General features: G+C 47.0%; 17 protein-coding genes. 6 read left to right on the forward strand and 11 right to left on the reverse strand.

From position 1 onward, the window contains the following. Window positions 1-128 precede the first annotated feature (128 nt). The 3 genes from ssb to EPO18_RS15035 form a co-directional block, all read right to left on the reverse strand. A complete protein-coding gene (ssb, locus tag EPO18_RS15025; protein WP_292434592.1) occupies window positions 129-614 on the reverse strand; it encodes a single-stranded DNA-binding protein in 486 nt (161 codons plus the stop codon). Between the two features lie 35 nt (window positions 615-649). Further along, entirely contained in the window at window positions 650-2,032 is a 1,383-nt protein-coding gene (locus EPO18_RS15030; RefSeq protein ID WP_292434684.1) for an MFS transporter, read from the reverse strand. A 177-nt stretch (window positions 2,033-2,209) separates the two neighbouring features. After that, entirely contained in the window at window positions 2,210-2,539 is a 330-nt protein-coding gene (locus tag EPO18_RS15035) for a hypothetical protein (protein WP_292434594.1), read from the reverse strand. A gap of 88 nt (window positions 2,540-2,627) precedes the next feature. Between EPO18_RS15035 and uvrA the strand changes: the two genes are divergently transcribed. Beyond that, complete coding sequence (gene uvrA, locus EPO18_RS15040) at window positions 2,628-5,444, forward strand: excinuclease ABC subunit UvrA (RefSeq protein ID WP_292434597.1); 2,817 nt, start codon at window positions 2,628-2,630, stop codon at window positions 5,442-5,444. Between the two features lie 8 nt (window positions 5,445-5,452). Here uvrA and EPO18_RS15045 read toward each other — a convergent pair whose 3' ends face one another. From EPO18_RS15045 to EPO18_RS15065, 5 genes are all read right to left on the reverse strand, one after another. Next, the gene (locus EPO18_RS15045) at window positions 5,453-6,382 is read right to left on the reverse strand and encodes a DNA adenine methylase (RefSeq protein WP_292434599.1); all 930 of its coding nucleotides are present in this window, start codon (window positions 6,380-6,382) and stop codon (window positions 5,453-5,455) included. A 13-nt stretch (window positions 6,383-6,395) separates the two neighbouring features. Next, complete coding sequence (locus EPO18_RS15050) at window positions 6,396-7,868, reverse strand: hypothetical protein (protein ID WP_292434601.1); 1,473 nt, start codon at window positions 7,866-7,868, stop codon at window positions 6,396-6,398. A gap of 210 nt (window positions 7,869-8,078) precedes the next feature. Then, window positions 8,079-8,489: a type II toxin-antitoxin system HicB family antitoxin gene (locus EPO18_RS15055; protein WP_292434603.1), complete on the reverse strand. Its 411-nt coding sequence runs from the start codon at window positions 8,487-8,489 to the stop codon at window positions 8,079-8,081. After that, complete coding sequence (locus EPO18_RS15060) at window positions 8,480-8,653, reverse strand: type II toxin-antitoxin system HicA family toxin (RefSeq protein ID WP_292434604.1); 174 nt, start codon at window positions 8,651-8,653, stop codon at window positions 8,480-8,482. The genes EPO18_RS15055 and EPO18_RS15060 overlap by 10 nt, the downstream gene beginning before the upstream one ends. Window positions 8,654-9,582: 929 nt before the next feature. Then, a complete protein-coding gene (locus EPO18_RS15065; RefSeq protein WP_292434606.1) occupies window positions 9,583-10,029 on the reverse strand; it encodes a hypothetical protein in 447 nt (148 codons plus the stop codon). Window positions 10,030-10,187: 158 nt separating this feature from the next. On the opposite strand from EPO18_RS15065, the gene EPO18_RS15070 reads away from it, so the two are divergent. Beyond that, complete coding sequence (locus tag EPO18_RS15070) at window positions 10,188-10,850, forward strand: ABC transporter ATP-binding protein (RefSeq protein ID WP_292434609.1); 663 nt, start codon at window positions 10,188-10,190, stop codon at window positions 10,848-10,850. Beyond that, window positions 10,837-11,628, forward strand: a complete 792-nt coding sequence (locus tag EPO18_RS15075) for an ABC transporter permease (protein ID WP_292434610.1) — start codon at window positions 10,837-10,839, stop codon at window positions 11,626-11,628. The genes EPO18_RS15070 and EPO18_RS15075 overlap by 14 nt, the downstream gene beginning before the upstream one ends. A gap of 101 nt (window positions 11,629-11,729) precedes the next feature. On the opposite strand, the gene EPO18_RS15080 is transcribed toward EPO18_RS15075, so the two are convergent. Continuing rightward, a complete protein-coding gene (locus EPO18_RS15080; protein WP_292434612.1) occupies window positions 11,730-12,686 on the reverse strand; it encodes a bile acid:sodium symporter family protein in 957 nt (318 codons plus the stop codon). 150 nt (window positions 12,687-12,836) lie between these two features. Further along, a complete protein-coding gene (locus EPO18_RS15085) occupies window positions 12,837-13,400 on the reverse strand; it encodes an amino acid kinase family protein (protein WP_292434614.1) in 564 nt (187 codons plus the stop codon). A 320-nt stretch (window positions 13,401-13,720) separates the two neighbouring features. Here EPO18_RS15085 and EPO18_RS15090 point away from each other — a divergent pair, with 320 nt between their 5' ends. Then, the gene (locus EPO18_RS15090) at window positions 13,721-14,209 is read left to right on the forward strand and encodes a flavin reductase family protein (RefSeq protein WP_292434616.1); all 489 of its coding nucleotides are present in this window, start codon (window positions 13,721-13,723) and stop codon (window positions 14,207-14,209) included. 254 nt (window positions 14,210-14,463) lie between these two features. Beyond that, complete coding sequence (locus tag EPO18_RS15095) at window positions 14,464-14,673, forward strand: cold-shock protein (protein ID WP_292434617.1); 210 nt, start codon at window positions 14,464-14,466, stop codon at window positions 14,671-14,673. Window positions 14,674-15,111: 438 nt separating this feature from the next. Here EPO18_RS15095 and glnA read toward each other — a convergent pair whose 3' ends face one another. Beyond that, window positions 15,112-16,521: a glutamate--ammonia ligase gene (gene glnA / locus EPO18_RS15100; RefSeq protein WP_292434619.1), complete on the reverse strand. Its 1,410-nt coding sequence runs from the start codon at window positions 16,519-16,521 to the stop codon at window positions 15,112-15,114. A gap of 416 nt (window positions 16,522-16,937) precedes the next feature. On the opposite strand from glnA, the gene EPO18_RS15105 reads away from it, so the two are divergent. After that, window positions 16,938-18,311, forward strand: a complete 1,374-nt coding sequence (locus EPO18_RS15105) for a porin (protein ID WP_292434620.1) — start codon at window positions 16,938-16,940, stop codon at window positions 18,309-18,311. Window positions 18,312-18,335 lie beyond the last annotated feature (24 nt).

An 18,335-nucleotide genomic window follows, 5' to 3' on the forward strand; every position in this document is an offset into this window, starting at 1 on the left:
ACGTTGAGTTTGAAATTAGACTATCAAAACCAATTTGTAAAGGTACAAAAAATTTTCTTTGCACCAATAAAAAAGCCCCTGATAACAGAGGCTTGGCAACATTACATACAATTTCTACAAAACAATTTCTAAAACGGAATATCGTCGTCGAAATCGTCGTAATTAGGCGGTGGCGGCATGGAACCGGACGGATGTTGCGGCGATTGTTGGGGCTGAGCGGGTCTTGATGAAGGCGCTGCATATCCGCCCTGAGGCTGCTCGCCGCCAAACTCGGAAGTGCCGCCACTGCGGCTGTCCAGCATGTTCATGGTGTCGGCAACGATTTCAGTCGTGTAGCGGTCCTGACCGTCTTGGGCTTGCCATTTCCGAGTACGAATATGCCCCTCTATATAAGCTTGACTGCCTTTTTTCAAATATTCGCCGGCGATTTCAGCCAAACGATTAAAAAGCACCACTCTGTGCCATTCGGTTTCTTCGCGGCGCTCACCGGTTTGCTTATCTTTCCAGCGCCTGGAAGTCGCCAGACTCAATGTCGTAACTGCACCGCCGCTAGGCATGTAACGAACTTCAGGATCGGCGCCCAGCCTTCCTATCAACATCACTTTGTTAAGCATATATTTCTCCTATGGTTTTTTCGGATTCTATCAGATTATGCGTTGACGTAGTGTGTAATCAAACTTTGTAATTGCTCTTTATTCAATTGTTGATTATCAACTTTAAGATAAACCAAAGCCTCTTCATAATGCAGCGTGACGTCTTCTACACCATTGATTTTAAGCATTTCGGCAACGAATTCATTTGCGTCCTGCTCACTGAGCCGTTCCAATGCAATCAGCAAATTTGCCACATAGCGAGGCGGTTTCATCCACAGCGATACTATCAACCAGCTGAACGCAGCAGCAGCGCAAAATAAAAACACCGCCGTAACCCCAAACTTACCGTTAAACCAGCCGCCCACCAGTCCGCCCATAAAAAGCCCCATGAACTGCGAACTCGAATAAGCGCCCATCGCCGTACCTTTCAAGTCAGCCGGTGCAGTCTTCGATATTAAAGAAGGCAGTGTCGCTTCAAGCAAATTAAAGCCGCAAAAAAACAACCACAAGAAACCTACAATCCCGATCAAATCTTGATGAATCGCCGACAAGCCCAATTCAGCCATTATCAACACCGCGATAGCGCCCAAAAACACCTGTTTCATTTTGCGCTTCTTTTCTGCCAGAATCACGAACGGCACCGCGAATGCCATTGAAATAACAAAAACCGGCAAATAAACCTGCCATTCATGTCCGGCTATTAATCCCGCGTTTCTCATCAACGACGGCACCACGACAAAGATAGCCATTAAAATCAGGTGCAAAGTAAAGATACCGTAATTCAGGCGCAACAGATCCGGATTTTTCAGCACATGCAACATTTCCTCGGGAACGACTTCCGCATCCCGATGCAATTTGGATTGTTGAGGATTAGGCACGATATAAATGATCGTTAAAATAGCCAGAAGCGTGAGCACCGCAGTCACCCCAAAAACGCCCTGCACACCGCCGAATCCGGAAATAACAGGCCCGGCAATGATGCCGACACCAAAGGATGCACCGATACTGATTCCGATAATCGCCATGGCTTTGGTACGATGAACTTCCTGAGTCAAATCCGCGACCAAGGCCATGATAACCGCCGAAACCGCGCCGGCGCCCTGGAAAGCCCTACCGACTAAGACTCCGTAAATGCTTGTCGACAGCGCCGCAATTACGCTGCCGATAAAGAACAATACCAAGCCGATAATAATCATTTTTTTACGGCCGAAGCGATCCGATAGCAGACCGAACGGGATTTGCAACAAAACCTGAGGCAAGCCGTAAATACTCATAGCCAGACCGATCAGTGCAGGCGTTGAACCTTCAAGCTGCTCGGCAAATAACGACAACACCGGCAAAATCATAAATAGCCCCAGCATCCGCAACGCATAAATGCTTGCCAACGACCATGTGGCGCGTTTTTCCGATGACGTCATCGAACTTGTAATGTCTTGCATTGTTGTCAAAACCAGCTTCTCCTTTTTGAACCAATTTCAATAAATGTAGAGTGCGCATCGCGCACCTTTACTGGGTTTAGAAAAATGGCATGTATACATACCTCACTAACCCAGTGGTTTATCTCACTATTTTAATGGCGTCCATTATAACAAGCTTTGTCCGCCCATTTCCGCTGATTAAGTAAACAGCGCGACGACTTGACTTAAAAAGTGCTGCCAGACGGACTGAAAATCAACGACAGAAAAATGACTGGCCCTGAACATGCCGACAATGCCGACCATAATCCAGAACACGTTCAGCAAGGTATAGGCGCTGTCTTTCTTGAGCATCGAACACCAGGAAAGTATCACCGCATCGGTGGTATTAAAAGCCCATACAAACAGAAACGGACTTTCCGGCCCCAACCAACTGACCAGCGAAAAACTGAAAATCCGCATCAGTACGCCGAGCATTTCGATGAATTTAATGTATTTAAAAATGAATGAATTTAATGTATTGATGAGCATTGTTTAAGGCCGTCCAGTATGTAGCCGTTTGTGTTAATAAGGCTTTGCTCGTATATTATACGGTTGTTTAAATTGCCGGATTTATTTAATGGATACGATCAGCATTCGTGGCGCCAGAACCCATAACCTAAAAAATATCGATCTTGACCTGCCCCGAGATCAGCTCATCATCATTACCGGACTGTCCGGTTCGGGCAAATCGTCGCTGGCATTCGACACCATTTATGCCGAAGGACAACGGCGCTATGTAGAATCTCTGTCTACCTACGCGCGCCAGTTTTTGTCGATGATGGAAAAGCCCGATGTCGACCATATCGAAGGCTTGTCCCCGGCCATTTCAATTGAGCAAAAATCCACTTCGCACAACCCGCGCTCCACGGTTGGCACCATCACCGAAATTTACGATTATTTAAGACTGCTCTATGCCCGAGCCGGTACGCCGCGTTGTCCTGAACACCAGGTTTCACTGGAAGCGCAAACGATCAGCCAAATGGTTGACCATGTACTATCGCAACCACAAGATCAACGCTGGATGCTGCTGGCGCCGGTGGTTAACGACCGCAAAGGCGAGTATATCCAGTTGCTTGATGACCTTCGCGCCCAAGGCTTCATTCGCGCCCGGATCGACGGCACCGTATACGACCTGGACGAGACGCCGGCGCTGGATTTAAAAAAGAAACATACTATTGAAGTCATCGTCGACCGCTTCAAGATTCGCGACGACATCGCGTTAAGATTGGCCGAATCGTTCGAAACTGCGTTGCGCATCGCCGACGGCATCGCCATCGCCGCCTGCATCGATGATGCGGCCGAACTGCTGTTTTCCGAGCGCTACGCCTGCCCTCATTGCGGCTACTCGCTGCCCGAACTGGAACCGCGCATCTTCTCGTTCAACAACCCGAAAGGCGCATGCAGCAGTTGCGACGGTTTGGGCGTGCGGCAGCATTTCGATCCCGAGTTGATTATCCATAACCCGGACATCAGTTTGGCAGGCGGCGCGATTCGCGGCTGGGACCGACGCAACGCCTATTATTACCAAATCATCTGCTCGCTGGCCAAACACTATAACTTCGACCCGGAAGTGCCGTTTTCGGAACTGTCCCAAGAAGTCCAGGACATCATTCTTTATGGCAGCGGCCGTGAATCGATTGAATTCAAGTTCATGACCGGAAACGGATCGGTCAAAAAGCGGCGCCACAGTTTTGAAGGCATCGTCGCCAATATGGATCGGCGTTACCATGAGACCGATTCGCAAATGGTGCGCGATGAGCTGGCTAAATATTTATCCAACAAACCCTGTAACGCTTGCGAGGGTGCGAGGCTGAATGTTTCAGCCAGGAACGTGTTTATCGAAGATTTGCCGCTACACCACCTGACCCGCTTCCCAATCCGTAAATCGTTAGACTTTTTTGCCCATCTTCAGTTAAGCGGCAGACGCGGCGAAGTTGCGGTAAAAATCATCAAGGAAATCCAGGAACGGCTGGAATTTTTAGTCAATGTCGGCCTCGATTATTTAACACTGGACCGTAGCGCGGACACGCTATCCGGCGGCGAAGCGCAACGTATCCGCCTTGCCAGCCAAATCGGCGCAGGCTTGGTCGGCGTGATGTACGTGCTGGACGAGCCATCGATAGGCCTGCATCAACGCGACAACCAACGTTTGCTAAACACTCTGTTCCGCCTGCGCGACCTCGGCAATACCGTTATCGTCGTTGAGCATGACGAAGATGCGATCCGCGCGGCCCAGCATATTGTCGATATAGGCCCCGGCGCCGGCGTGCATGGCGGACAGATCATTGCGCAAGGCACGTTGGAAGACATTATCAACACCCCTGACTCGTTAACCGGCCAGTATTTATCCGGAAAAATCGGCATTACCGTGCCTGAAAAATTAACGCCTGTCGATAAAGACAAACAAATAGTCATCCGCAATGCCCACGGCAATAACCTGAAGAATGTCGACATTGCCTTCCCTATCGGTTTACTGACCTGCATAACCGGCGTATCCGGTTCCGGCAAATCGACGCTGATCAACGATACCTTGTATTGCCATGCAGCGCGGTTAATCAACCGTGCCGGCGTTATTCCCGCGCCTTGCGATGCAATCGAAGGCCTGGAGCATTTCGATAAAGTCGTCGATATAGACCAAAGCCCGATCGGCCGCACGCCCAGATCGAATCCGGCCACTTACACCGGCCTGTTCACGCCGATACGGGAATTATTCTCGGCAACGCCGGAAGCAAGGTCGCGCGGTTATTCACCCGGCCGGTTCAGCTTTAACGTCAAAGGCGGCCGCTGTGAAGCCTGCAAAGGCGACGGCGTGATTAAAGTCGAAATGCACTTTTTGCCGGATATTTTTGTTAATTGCGACAGTTGCGGCGGCAAACGCTACAACCGCGAAACGCTGGAGATACGTTATAAAGGCAAAACCATCAACGAAGTACTGGACATGACCGTGGAAGACGCCGCCGAATTTTTCAGCCCGGTGCCGGTGCTGGCTCGTAAACTACAGACCTTAGTCGAAGTCGGCTTAAGCTACATCACCCTGGGACAAAATGCGACCACTCTGTCCGGCGGCGAAGCACAACGGGTAAAACTCGCCAAAGAACTGTCCAAACGCGATACCGGCAAAACCTTGTACATACTGGATGAGCCAACCACCGGCCTGCACTTCCACGACATTAAGCAATTACTGAACGTATTGCATACCCTGCGCGATCACGGCAATACCGTCATCGTCATCGAGCACAACCTGGATGTCATCAAAACCGCGGACTGGATTATTGATATGGGACCGGAAGGCGGCGATGGCGGTGGGACGCTGGTTGCCGAGGGTACGCCTAAGCAGGTTTCCGGGAATGTGGCTTCACATACTGGGGTTTATTTGAGGCGTTTTTTTGAGTGATACGGTATCTAAGGTACTAATCCCGCCCGTGTTTCTGGCAGCCCAGCATGCAATATACTTGAATTTTTGTTGAGCGCATGGGCGATATAGGACAATGATGATCTGCGAGGAATAACTAATTGGTCAGAAAATATAAACACCTCGTTTCCTTTATAGGCTCTCGAAGCGTTATATTGAAGTTCATAAAGAAATTTCCGGCGATTTTTATAATAAGCTAATATCTCATCAGCACCATCATAAGACACTATCCATTTAATGTTATCTAAACCTTGAGTCAGCTTGGCAATTCGTTCGTGGTCGTCTTGTTTATAATGATTCAGATACAACCGACTTCCCTTTTCGAAATAAGGAGGGTCGCAATAAACCAAACTATTATTGGGTAGCGTTGGAAAGTGAGTCAAAAAAAACTGTTCTGCGTCCAAATTGCACAAAGTAATGTGGTCTCGTAATGATCCAATAAGTTCAACCCTTCTAATGAGGTCGTTCATTGGGAAACGAGCATCGATTTTCCACTTGCCATTTTGATTCAACCCGCCAATAACACCCGCGTTAAGAATTCCGGATCGATTGGTACGGTTTAAATAAAAAGTGGCAAAACCAACTTCGAGAATACTGTGTTGATCAGGATGGCGAAGGATTTCGCGATGACCAAGCCATTCTTCGACATTAACAAGCGACCGGGATATCTTTGAACAAAACGCCTCGGTCTGTGTTAACACCGATTGCCAGAACGAGTATATGTGATAAGAAGAATCGTTTAAGTGTACATGGTCAACGTGCCCGTCAACTAATAACTCCATAGCAACGCCGGCTCCGCCTGCATAGGGTTCAACATAATGGCCGCCTTCCAGACCATTTGCCATGATGATCTCCAAAATAAATGGAGTCAGTTTTTGTTTTCCTCCTGGATAGCGGAGCGGTGTGCGATTTTGAGCCATCGATAATATTCGGTTATTTGTTCATTTGATCCAGTAACGGAAAAATATTCGAAAACAATGTAGGAATATCACTCGGTATGATCGTAAATGACGGGTTGTGGACTAATTGATTCATTGACGTAATTGACAAAATGCCATCATGGCGTTGAATTTCTGTCAGTGGTCCATGAAGTAATCTTACCATTTGCAGGTCTTTTTTATTTTGAGTTAAATAAGTGACAATGTCGCGAAGAATATCTGCAAGTATTCTATCACTTCCGTCACTCTTTAAATACGTTGGAGCATTTGGCTGAGAAGCGTGGTCTTGACAATATGCTTTTGCCGAAATCTCGAACATGCTGCGAAGCAAAAAACAGAATGCAATTGGATTGTCTTCTAATTTTAGTTTCAAAATTTCTTTGCGGAGAGTTTCAATTTTAGCCCGATTTGCACCATATAGCTTTAGCGATTTTAAGGTCTTTTTTACCGATTTTTCGTCGTTGGTGGCTGTAGCTAATGTCTTGCGGCCTGTAGTTGGGGTGCTACTACCCTGGGAAGTTGGGTTAGGATTAGTCTGACTTCCGGCATTAACCGGATTGGCTGTAGGATTTGTTGCCGCTTGCTTCCCGGAACTGCCTCCAACATTCGGTGGTGCTCCGGTTCCAGTTTTTCCGCCCGAAGACTTCGTAGTAGGATTTTGTCCGGTTGAAGGCGGTAATGGTGGGACGCCAAATCTCAACGCAAAGTCTATTGACTCTCTAATTGCCGGAAAAGTGAGTGATTCCATGCCGATGGCATGAATGATATCGTCAAGCGGTTTCTTATGGGAAATCTTGGGGTACAGCTTTGCCAGTTCGACACTTGAACTCGCCCCTAAGCGTTGGGCTGTTTTCTTTATGGCTTCGTCAAGAACGGTCAGATGGTAATCGCCGGCCCATCTAAGTTTCTGTTCGTGCGTAAGATTGGTTCCATGCAATAAATACTTTTCCAAAAGATCCAAACCGGGTTCCGATGCGCCATTTTCGATTTTGTTGTGCCGCGCGCGAGCAACTGATCCCCATGCATCTCTACCCGCTTTTTCACTCTTGCCGTGTATAAGAGTAACGATTCGATCGACAATGGCCGCTTCCGATAATTGATAGATCGTGCAAGGAATTTGGGTATTCGAATTAATCCAATCCGCGGAAAGTTGCCCAATACGCTCGACAATTTTGTTTGGGAGTTCCAAATCGGTTAAGGCAATCGAACCAAGCATAATTTTTAAGGAGGCAACGCGCCGATTTCCCTCTTTTACCAAATACCCACTTGTAGCGTCTCCAAGAACGATGATGTTTTCAGTCGGAAGATAACCATCGTCGAGCAAACTTTCCATCAAGCCCCAAAAGTACTCGGGCTTAATAGAGATCATCGCTTTGATTGCTTCGACTTCGTTTTTCTGAGCCACAGTACGAAAATTCTGCAAATCAATGGCAAGATCGTTTACCGGTAAGAGTTGTGTTCGCTGCATCTTGTCTCCTAAATTTATCTCAAAGCCCTTCGTAATTATAGCAGACAAACGTCCATTCTAACCTGCCAAGTGCTTAGACGAACCACATCAGTCGCGATCGATGTGCTTCACGTTGTTCAGCGCATTCCTATACCGGACGGAGCATGCTGCCCAGTCCGCAAAGTTTCACGCCCCTTATTATCTATTTGTCTATTAAACAGCAAACATAACTCATACTACACGCCCCTTTTGTATTTCCGCCAGCGCCGCACGTGCCAAAAAACCGGATCGCGTTAAATGATGCGATTTGGCGTAGCGATCAATGTCTTGCAGCAAATTTTCCGGCAAGGAAATATTGATGCGTACCGGCTTGGTTGATAACCGTGAAACATCGACATCCACAAGCAGCCATGCTCCGCCTTCATATTCAGGGCGAGATACTAATTGTTCTAACGGGGTTGGCGCGGGGATTTCCATATCCTCCCCTTCGCAATACAATTCAATAGCTTCCTGAATATTAGCCGGCAACGAATCCCAATCATCCGCCGCCGAGAAGCACCCCGGAAAATCGGGAATGGTCACACCATGCGCGTGTTTATCATCCCCCAAATGCACATAAACTGAATATAATATTATTGCCACTCCCAACCGGCTTGCCGGTAAATATTTCTTAATATGCCTACCGCCACGTCTCTACGTGAATGCGGCACAACCACATGACCTTGCTTATCCGGATGCTTGAATTTGATGTGGTCGCCTTTACCGCCCACATTAATCCAGCCTTCTTGAGTTAACCGCTTAATCACGTCTTTGCTGTTTATATTTCAGTTATATACAAAATTACACAAATTTAGTCATGGCGTTCGCACTGCAAAATTTTTATCGTTTCCACACTCCAGCGCTCATCGTTATACACAAGTCTGTCCAAGAGTGTCATTCTGCATGGGTGCTGGAATGGCGGACTCGGATGTAGGCCGGAATAAGGCCATCCAAGGCTCTCCTGAGCAAAGCCGAAGGGCGCGTAGCGCGAGGTGGCCGAGGTGGCGTTTCCGGCGAGTTTGGTAGGTGTTTACCGGAAAAGCTTCCGCTCCTCGGCAACTACTCCTGCGTCGCCTAAAGCGCCTACTGTTGGTACTCTACCTCCTGCATCCATGCAGTCGTGCTCACGCCCCTTACCTACATAATCCACATGGATGTGGTGGCCGCGATTGCTCCATGCAATCTTGCGGCATTTCCTCCATCCGTGGAGGTCAAGCGGATATTGCAGGAGCAAATATCTGTCCATGTAGGCAACGCCAATTCTCGCTGTCGCTCGAACCGGCCGCTTCGACAAGCTCAGGACAGGCTTATTCCGTCCTACATCCTGCAACGTCTCGCCTGCTCAGAACGTTGCCAGTTAGACCTTCCAGGTTTTAAAAACCTGGAAGGTCTGCATATCGGCATGTTTCTGAGCAAGGCCCGTGGGAACGATGGGGGATGCGGTGTACCGCAGACACTTGTGTATAACGATGAGCGCTGGAGCGTGGGAACGATAATTAAGATGTAATTTGGATTACGGACTGTCGTCAACAAGGTGTGGTGCAGAAGGCACGCCTAAGCAGGTTTCTGAAAATAAAGCTTCGCATACCGGGGAGTATTTGAAGCGGTTTTTTGAGTAATGCGTAGACCCACATAACTCCCACTCTCCGGCATGGGAGTTATAAAGCCCTATGAACTTGTAATTTATATGCCGGCATCAGGGGTGACGCAGCAGCGGCACTCCCGGTGCTTTGGGAGGCACAGGGCGTTGCCCGGGTTTCACAGCCATATTATAGGTTTCATTATAGGTTTCGGCATCACTCTGTCTTTCAACCGGTCTATGTTTATCCTGCGGCGGCCTATATGGAAAGCTTCGATCACCTAATGGCCTCACAAAAGTATAGTTGGCGGGCAAGAGAATTAAAATTTTGCCGGTTTTGACAAACGCATCGTGTGGCTCAGGTATGGAAGCCAAGGCCGTTAAGGGACTTATCCCGATATACAATCCGGTGCCAATAATTGTTGCGGCCAAACCCACGGGCCGGTAAAGCAGGACATCCAACAATACAAAGCCAGGCCGCACTTCCTCGACGTCTTGCGAGTGCGCAACTGTGGAGCAAGAGATTATCGATACTAAAATAAAAAAGCCGGTCAATTTTTTCATAATCTCCTGCCTTATAGTTAGTTTTAGTTAATGAAAAGAATCTAATCTAATTTTTAATCATTGTCCAGAGCCGAAGGTTTCAGCATACGATAAGACGCGCCTGCTTTTGGCGTCCGTATGCTATTCTGCCAGCTACTGAATAGCTTCTTTCAATTTATATGCTCCCTATCATTCGATTCGATCAAGTATCGGTCACTGCCCACGGAAAATCGATACTCTCCGACGTCAGCTTTGCGCTGTTCGCTGGCGAAAAAGCGATGTTATGCGGCAAATCCGGCTCCGGTAAAAGCAGCGTGCTGAGAACCTTGCTGGGGCTGCATCCGCTAAAATCAGGCACGGTGTATTTTCAGGAACAACCGCTAACGCCGGAATCTGTTCAATTCATTCGTAGCTGCACGGCTTACATCGGACAGGAACCGATATTGGGTGCTGAAAGCGTGCGGGAAGCACTGTTATTGCCGTTTCAATTTAAAACGCATCGCGACCACCGGCCCACACAAGCCCAATTGACTGAGGTGTTGCAACGATTGCAACTGCCTGAAGACATTTTAAACCGGGACAGCAGCCGTATTTCCGGTGGCGAAAAACAGCGGATTGCGCTGGCCCGCGGGCTGTTGTTAGGCAAGAAACTGTATCTGCTCGACGAGGTAACCAGTGCGCTGGATGCGGAAAGCAAACAAGTGGTGTTCGATGTGTTCTCCGATCCGCAGCTGACCGTGCTTTCGGTCGCTCACGATCCTGAGTGGATGGAACGTTGTGGCAGTGTTTATGAACTTGAAGCGGGTCGATTGACTCAGGTAAAACGCAATGGAAACTCTTGATATTAAGTTGCCGCAGATGGCGCTGCTTTACGGTCTCTGTTTGCTGCCGTGGTTCTTGCTGTGGCTGATCGGCCTGCGCTTGAGCCGGGATATTGGCATCGGCATTCTGCGCATGAGCATTCAGTTAGCGCTGGTCGGTATTTATCTAAAAGCGCTGTTCGATCTTAACAATCCCTGGCTCAATGGTTTATGGATTTTGGTGATGCTGTTGGTCGCCGATTTGAGTATTTTGCGCCGCGCCGGGCTGAAAACGCGTTATTTTATGCTGGCCACCTTTATCGCGATTGCCACCAGCATACTGCTCTCGACCGCCTATCTGGTGATTCTGGTCATCCAGCCGACGCACTTTTACGATGCTCGCTATATCGTTCCATTGGCGGGTATGATCCTGGGCAACTGCCTACAGGGCAACGTTATTGCGTTGGAGCGCTTCTATTCGACGCTACGAAAAAACGAAAACGAATACACGACCTTTTTAATGCTGGGCGCGACCCGGTGGGAAGCCGTGCGTCCGTATTTTAGGGAGGCCGTTAAAGCCGCGATCAATCCGACTATCGCAGGCATGGCCACCATGGGACTGGTATCCCTACCCGGCATGATGACGGGGCAGATTCTCGGAGGCAGTGAACCTTGGCTGGCCGTGAAATACCAAATCGCCATCATGATCTGCATTTTCACCAGTACCACCATTGCCAGTATCATCAACTTGAAACTCAGCTTGGCTATTGCATTCAATGCGTTTGATGTGTTGCGGGATGAGGTGATTAAGAAGCCGTGATCCAAAAATCGTAACCATTCAACTCATAGAAAAATGGAACACGGATGCCAAAAGTAGGCGACAGCTATTCAAAGCAAGTTTTGATTGCGTAAGCGGAGCGGTTACTTTCTTCTGCCCCAAATGCCCGCCAGTGCGCTACCGATCAAACAATGAAATACCGCTGAAATCGCGGCGGGAACGGGAGCCATAGCCATGCCGGCGAAGTGCGTTTTAGCCAGCGATGCACCTAGCCCGCTGTTTTGCATACCCACTTCTATCGATACGGTGCGGCATTCTATCTTGCCGTAGCCCAACCATTTCATCACAACATAACCTAACGCAAAGCCGGTAGCGTGAAATAAAAAAACCGAACAGAATAATTTTGGCCCGACCAGCCCAATCGCCGCTTTGTTGCCAGCCACGATACTGCTTACCACCAACACAATCACTGCGACGCTGACGATAGGGCCGACCGTATGAATAACGGCGCGTACGACATGACGTTTATGCTGCTGAATACGATCCAATGCAGTATTGATTAATAATCCGGCTATCAAAGGGATCAATACCACTACAACCATCGAACGAAACAAACCCCAGCCGTCAACCGGCAAATAAGTGCCCGCCAGCCATTGGGTCAGTAATGGCGTCATCACTACGGCAGCGAAGGTAGAGCACATTGTCAACAGTACACTTAAGGCCACATTGGCACGAGCCAAATAAGTGATCACATTAGATGCGGTGCCGCCGGGACAAGCGCCAACCAGAATCAGCCCTATCGCCAGGCTCGCCTCCAGATCCAGCACTTTTGCCCAAAAGTAGGCCGACAGGGGCATGATGATAAATTGCGCCAGAACGCCGATAGCGATAATCTTGGGCATGCGGAACACTTCCGAAAAATCGGCCAGCCGCAAGGTCAGGCCCATGCCTAGCATGATCACGCCGAGCCCGATGGCAATGTAAGGCAGGAACCATATCCACACTTCCGGCTGCCACCATGCCCATAAGCAGCCGATTACAATCCACAACGAAAACCACTCGGCTATTTTTACGCAGGTTTTTTGCCAGACATTTAACATTGATGTTCCTTTTGATTTGCTTTTTTGTCACTTGGGTTACGGCACGAATCTATCTGGAACAGATTTGCACTAACCTGAAAGCCTGACGTGACCCGACAGAGCGCATAGCGAACTCTGCCAAAATGACGGTTTAAAACGGCTTAAATCAGGTTATCTCAATCCCCAGCTTTGGGCATTAACAATCTGTATTTTAAACGCTGATTGCGCGACTAAAGCGCAAAAGGCTTTATCGACTATGTTTTGCTCGGCAAGTTGTTGCAGGCTAAAGTTAGTATCAATGGCAGCTGACTTCACCAAGATCAGTTCGGTTGCCGAAATGGTGTTAGCCAGCCATGCCGCGAGGCTGTCTGAAGTTATATCCCAAGATGCCGCTATGCCCGCATTATCCAATTCAACAATATCCGGCGACCAAATAACGGTTTTTTGCCGATTTAGTCGGTCTTGAATCGCTGAGACGGTGCGAGCTATAGCAAAATCAGGTTTAAGTCCTTTAAACATTAAGGCCATTTGCTGCATGGATAGGAGTGCCATGTGATGTGCGGTGGTATCGTCAAATTGCCAGTGTTGCTGAGCCAGCCTGACCTGATCGGCAAACGCACCACCGCCGGGAACAATAACCACGGCCCTGCGCTGATAGTTTTTCTCCACTGCATTCAGAGAGTTAACAAGAGCATCCGAATAGGACAGGCTACCGCCCAGTTTGATAATAATCATGTTTAGTCCATAGCGGAGTAAATTAAGAAAAATAAACTCTAAAACCAGCCGCGTTTTAAGTTTTTAGTTATTCAGCAATCTGTTATCAGCTTGGCTACCGATTAAAAACTATTCCAAATTCAGTAGGCTTTATTAGCTTATCATGAACGAGGCTTTAAGCTTTTTCAGACTCGTTTTCAGTTAAAAATATCTCCCTAATTTTATAATGAAAATAGCTATCATTTAACAAGTCTGCGCCGCTGCTGTATCATAAAACCCGCGTGCCCCCTTTTTTTCAATCAAAAAGGGGCAATATCTTTACAAAATAAGCGAGGAAATTAATGACTGTTGGTGTTGATGATTTTAAAAAAGCTATGCAACTATGGGCCAGCGGTGTCACCGTTGTTACGACATATTCTGAAAAACTGGGCATTCAAGGCATGACAGTAACTGCTTTCTCCAGTGTTTCGGTTAATCCACCTCAAGTATTGGTTTGTATTAATGAATCCGCTGACACCGGCGCTGGAATTCAAGAAAGCCAGTGTTTTGCTGTCAATATTCTAAACTCAACCCAACAAGACGTTTCTAATCAATTTGCCGGCGGCAGCAGCCAAGAGCAGCGGTTTGCAAACACACCGTGGACAGCAGGTATTACCGGCGCACCCGTTCTAGATAACAGTCTGATGTCTATGGAATGCAAAGTCATAGAAAAAGTTCATGCAGGCACTCACTGGGTTATTATCGGTGAAGTACAAGATTGCGTGTGCCGTTCGGGTCAGCCTCTTTTATATTATCGCGGAGCTTACCAACAGCTGGCGGTTCATTCATAAATAAACCTACTCCTTTGCTATAGGACATCACCATACCACCGTAAGTTGGACAATAAACTCCTCGCCTTATAGCTTTTTTGATATCAGCATTATATTCATGATGGAATTATCTTTGAACCTAGTTAAAATACTTTGCTCTGCTCATATTTTTAATGCTATTATTTGTCTTAATTAAAGTTTGAGCCGGCTTTATTTTATGAAGCGGGAATTTGTAACGCTGAGAAATTGGCGATTTTTTAAGTTAAGAGTGTGATATGTCAGAGCAAGTTGTAGGTACCGTTAAATGGTTCAATGATGAAAAAGGTTTTGGATTTATTGAACAAGAAGGTGGCAAAGATGTTTTTGTTCACCATAGTGCAATTAACGGCTCTGGCCGCAAGACCTTGAAAGAAGGCCAAAAAGTTACTATGGAAGTAACACAAGGCCAAAAAGGACCGCAAGCAGAAAATGTAACTCCAGCTTAACAAGCTCATATACTTGACCCAAAACTCGACCGAGTTTTGGGTCAAGCTAGTATTTTGTTATCTTAATATCAAACGCCCAGCAGCATGTATCCGCTGTATAATTTGTTATAGTCAATATCTATTTCATTTCAGTTAAATCGAACGCATTCTCTGTAGCGCCCCCTGTTTGAACAAGTTTTAGCTTATACAGCTGCTCATTTATATATCTTTGTAAAACCACACATTCTATTCTAGCTTTGGTTTTGTGCATCTAAAAATTCTTATTAGCAATCTTCCTTCATGGCGTTTGCTGGGAAGTAACAGTTCGGGGCTGTTTTTTCCAGACTTTTAGGAACTCAGCAAAATTTCAGTCGTATTTTAGACATAAAAAAACGCCCTGTTAGGGGCGTTTTTTTTACATCTAGCAGAGCGACTCGTATTAAAAAGTCGCCCCGGTTTTTATAAGCTGTAATACATATCGTACTCAGCTGGATGAGTACTCATCCGAATGCGAGTCACTTCTTCCATTTTTAATGCAATAAAGCCATCAATAGCGTCGTCTGTAAAAACACCGCCGCGTGTCAAGAATTCACGGTCAGCGTCCAGAGCTTCCAGTGCTTGGTCAAAAGAATGACAAACTTGTGGGATGTTTTTAGCTTCTTCTGCTGGTAAGTCGTACAAATCCTTATCCATAGCATCGCCAGGATGGATTTTGTTTTGAATACCGTCCAGACCAGCCATCATCATGGCTGAGAACGCCAGATAAGGGTTTGCAGTTGAGTCAGGGAAACGAACTTCGATACGACGGCCTTTTGGATTATTGACAAAAGGAATACGGATAGAAGCTGAACGGTTACGTGCAGAGTAAGCCAGCATAACAGGCGCTTCAAAACCGGGAACCAGACGCTTGTAGCTGTTGGTTGATGAGTTGGTGAAAGCATTCAATGCTTTAGCGTGTTTAATGATACCGCCGATGTAGAACAGAGCAGTTTCAGACAAGCCGCCGTACAGGTCGCCAGTGAACAGGTTAACGCCGTCTTTAGCTAAAGATTGGTGTACGTGCATACCGCTACCGTTGTCGCCAACCAGTGGTTTGGGCATGAAAGTCGCTGTTTTGCCGTATGCATGTGCAATGTTGGCAACAACGTATTTCAATTCCAGAACTTCGTCAGCTTTTTTAACCAGAGTGTTGAACTTCACACCGATTTCGCACTGGCCGGCAGTTGCTACTTCGTGGTGATGAACTTCAGTGGTCATGCCCATTTCTTCCAGTGTCAAACACATTGCAGAACGCATATCTTGGAATGAATCGACAGGAGGCACAGGGAAATAACCGCCTTTAACGCTTGGACGGTGACCGGTGTTGCCGTCTGGATAAACTTTTTCCGAGTTCCAGCCCGCTTCTTCCGAATCGACTTTATAGAAAGAGCCGCTCATATCGGTGCCCCAACGGACATCGTCAAAAATGAAAAATTCGTTTTCAGGACCGAAAAATGCCGTGTCTGCAATGCCGGTTGATTTTAAGTAGGCCTCCGCGCGTTTGGCGATAGAGCGTGGGTCGCGTTCGTAGCCTTGCATGTTTTTAGGTTCAATGATGTCGCAACGCAAGATCAGTGTGTTGTCATCAAAGAAAGGATCCATAACCGCAGTAGATGGATCGGGCATTAAGATCATGTCTGATTCATTGATGTGTTTCCAGCCGGCAACCGAAGAACCGTCAAACATATTACCTTCTTCAAAGGTATCTTCATCAATTGTATGAGCAGGGAATGTTACATGTTGCTCTTTACCGCGGGTATCACAAAAACGAAAATCGACGAATTTCACGTCGTTTTCTTTGATCATTTTAAGTACTTTTGCTGCCGACATTTTATTTTGTCTCCTGAGATGGATTATTGGAATCTATGTTTTATGCCAAACGACGTAACGATACCATTTTTTTTGTTGGATTAGCCACTAAAAAAATGAAGCGAATAAAGTTACTTTAAAAACTGGAAATGAGCAGCCAAATGAAGATCCATTATGGTGCGAAAACAATGCGTGACGCCCAAAATATGTGCATGTCACTTCTATTTTATTGCACCAAACTTATGATTATTAGAGAGTTTCAGATAATTTATTTTATCGATAGGTGTTTTAACTTATTGATAATTAATAATATTAATTCAGTATAGTTGAGATTCCCACCTAACGAATTTATTGCACAAATACAGTTGGCATTTTACTTGCTCTTGGTTGTTTAACGGGCATCTTGCCTTGAGTTTAACTAAATTAAGGATTTTGAAATGAAAAACCATCTAACCAATAATAATTTCAAACTGAAGCCACTGGCTTTGGGCATAGCTCTGGTTTCTGTTTTTGGGGCAGCACAAGCTAAGAGCTTGACAGAGGCCACCACTTTACTTGAAACGGTAGGTGATCCTAATGAAAGCCAGTTCATGAAAAATATTGGGGTGAAGATCGGTGGCTGGGCCAATGCTGGAATCACTTATAACGCGGCAAGCCCGGATAATAACTTCAACGGTCCGGTTACTTTTGGTGACCGTTCCGGCGAATTCCAGTTAAATCAATTAAATCTGTTTGTACAACGCGCAGTGGCTGCGGAAGGCGATGCCTGGGATTTTGGCGGACGCTTCGATGTGATGTTCGGTACGGATGCTATTTTTACTCAAGCATACGGTGTTCCCGCATTTGATGTAAATACCGGACTGCCTTTGAATCGGAACCATTGGGATCTCAATATGCTCAATAGCAACGACAACCGTTTTTACGATATTGCGCTGCCTCAGGCTTATGCCGAAATTTATGCGCCTGTCGGCAATGGTTTGAACATTAAAGCCGGTCACTTTTATACACCGATCGGTTACGAGACGGTTCCGGCCCCTGACAACTTTTTCTACACCCATGCTTACACCATGCAATATGGCGAACCGTTCACCCATACCGGTGTGATGGGCAACTATACCGTCGATAAAAATTGGGCGGTTATGGGTGGTGTAGTCACCGGCAGTGCGACTGGCGGCTGGGATGGCGGCTGGGACAAACAGTTGGGCAGTTGGGCAGGCTTGGCCGGTACTACCTGGACCAGTGATGACAAAAACACCTCTGCCAATATCAGCGGTACCTATGGCGGAACTTCCGAACATAGCAGCCAATCCTGGGGCCTGTACAGCTTAGTGTTGAAGCACAATATCACCGATAAAACCCATCTGGTTTTGCAGCATGATCATGGTTATGCCAACGGTGTTTTAACAGCTGTTCCAAATGTCGATGCCGAATGGTATGGCGTCAATTCTCATCTAACCTATGACATAAAAGATAATTTGACAGCGGGTATTCGAGCTGAATGGTTCCGCGATCAAAACGGTTTCAGGGTCTGCTCTCCAGGTCGTGTAGCTGCCGCAACTAATGGTGCAGGCAGTAGTTTTGCCGCTGCCGGCAATTTCACCTCTACCTGTAATGCCGGCAATGGCGCCAGCTATTACGGAATTACCGCTGGTATGAACTGGAAGCCGATGAAATGGCTGAATATTCGTCCCAATGTCCGTTATGACTGGGTGGATGGAACAGTTGCAGCCACAGGCGGACAGTACCGCCCCTTCGGCAACGCCAAGCAGGATCAATTTCTATTCTCTACCGATTTCAATGTTAACTTTTAACGCAGCTTGATGGATACATCAAAG

Source organism: Methylobacter sp. (genome assembly GCF_004322395.1).
GTDB lineage: Bacteria > Pseudomonadota > Gammaproteobacteria > Methylococcales > Methylomonadaceae > Methylobacter_A.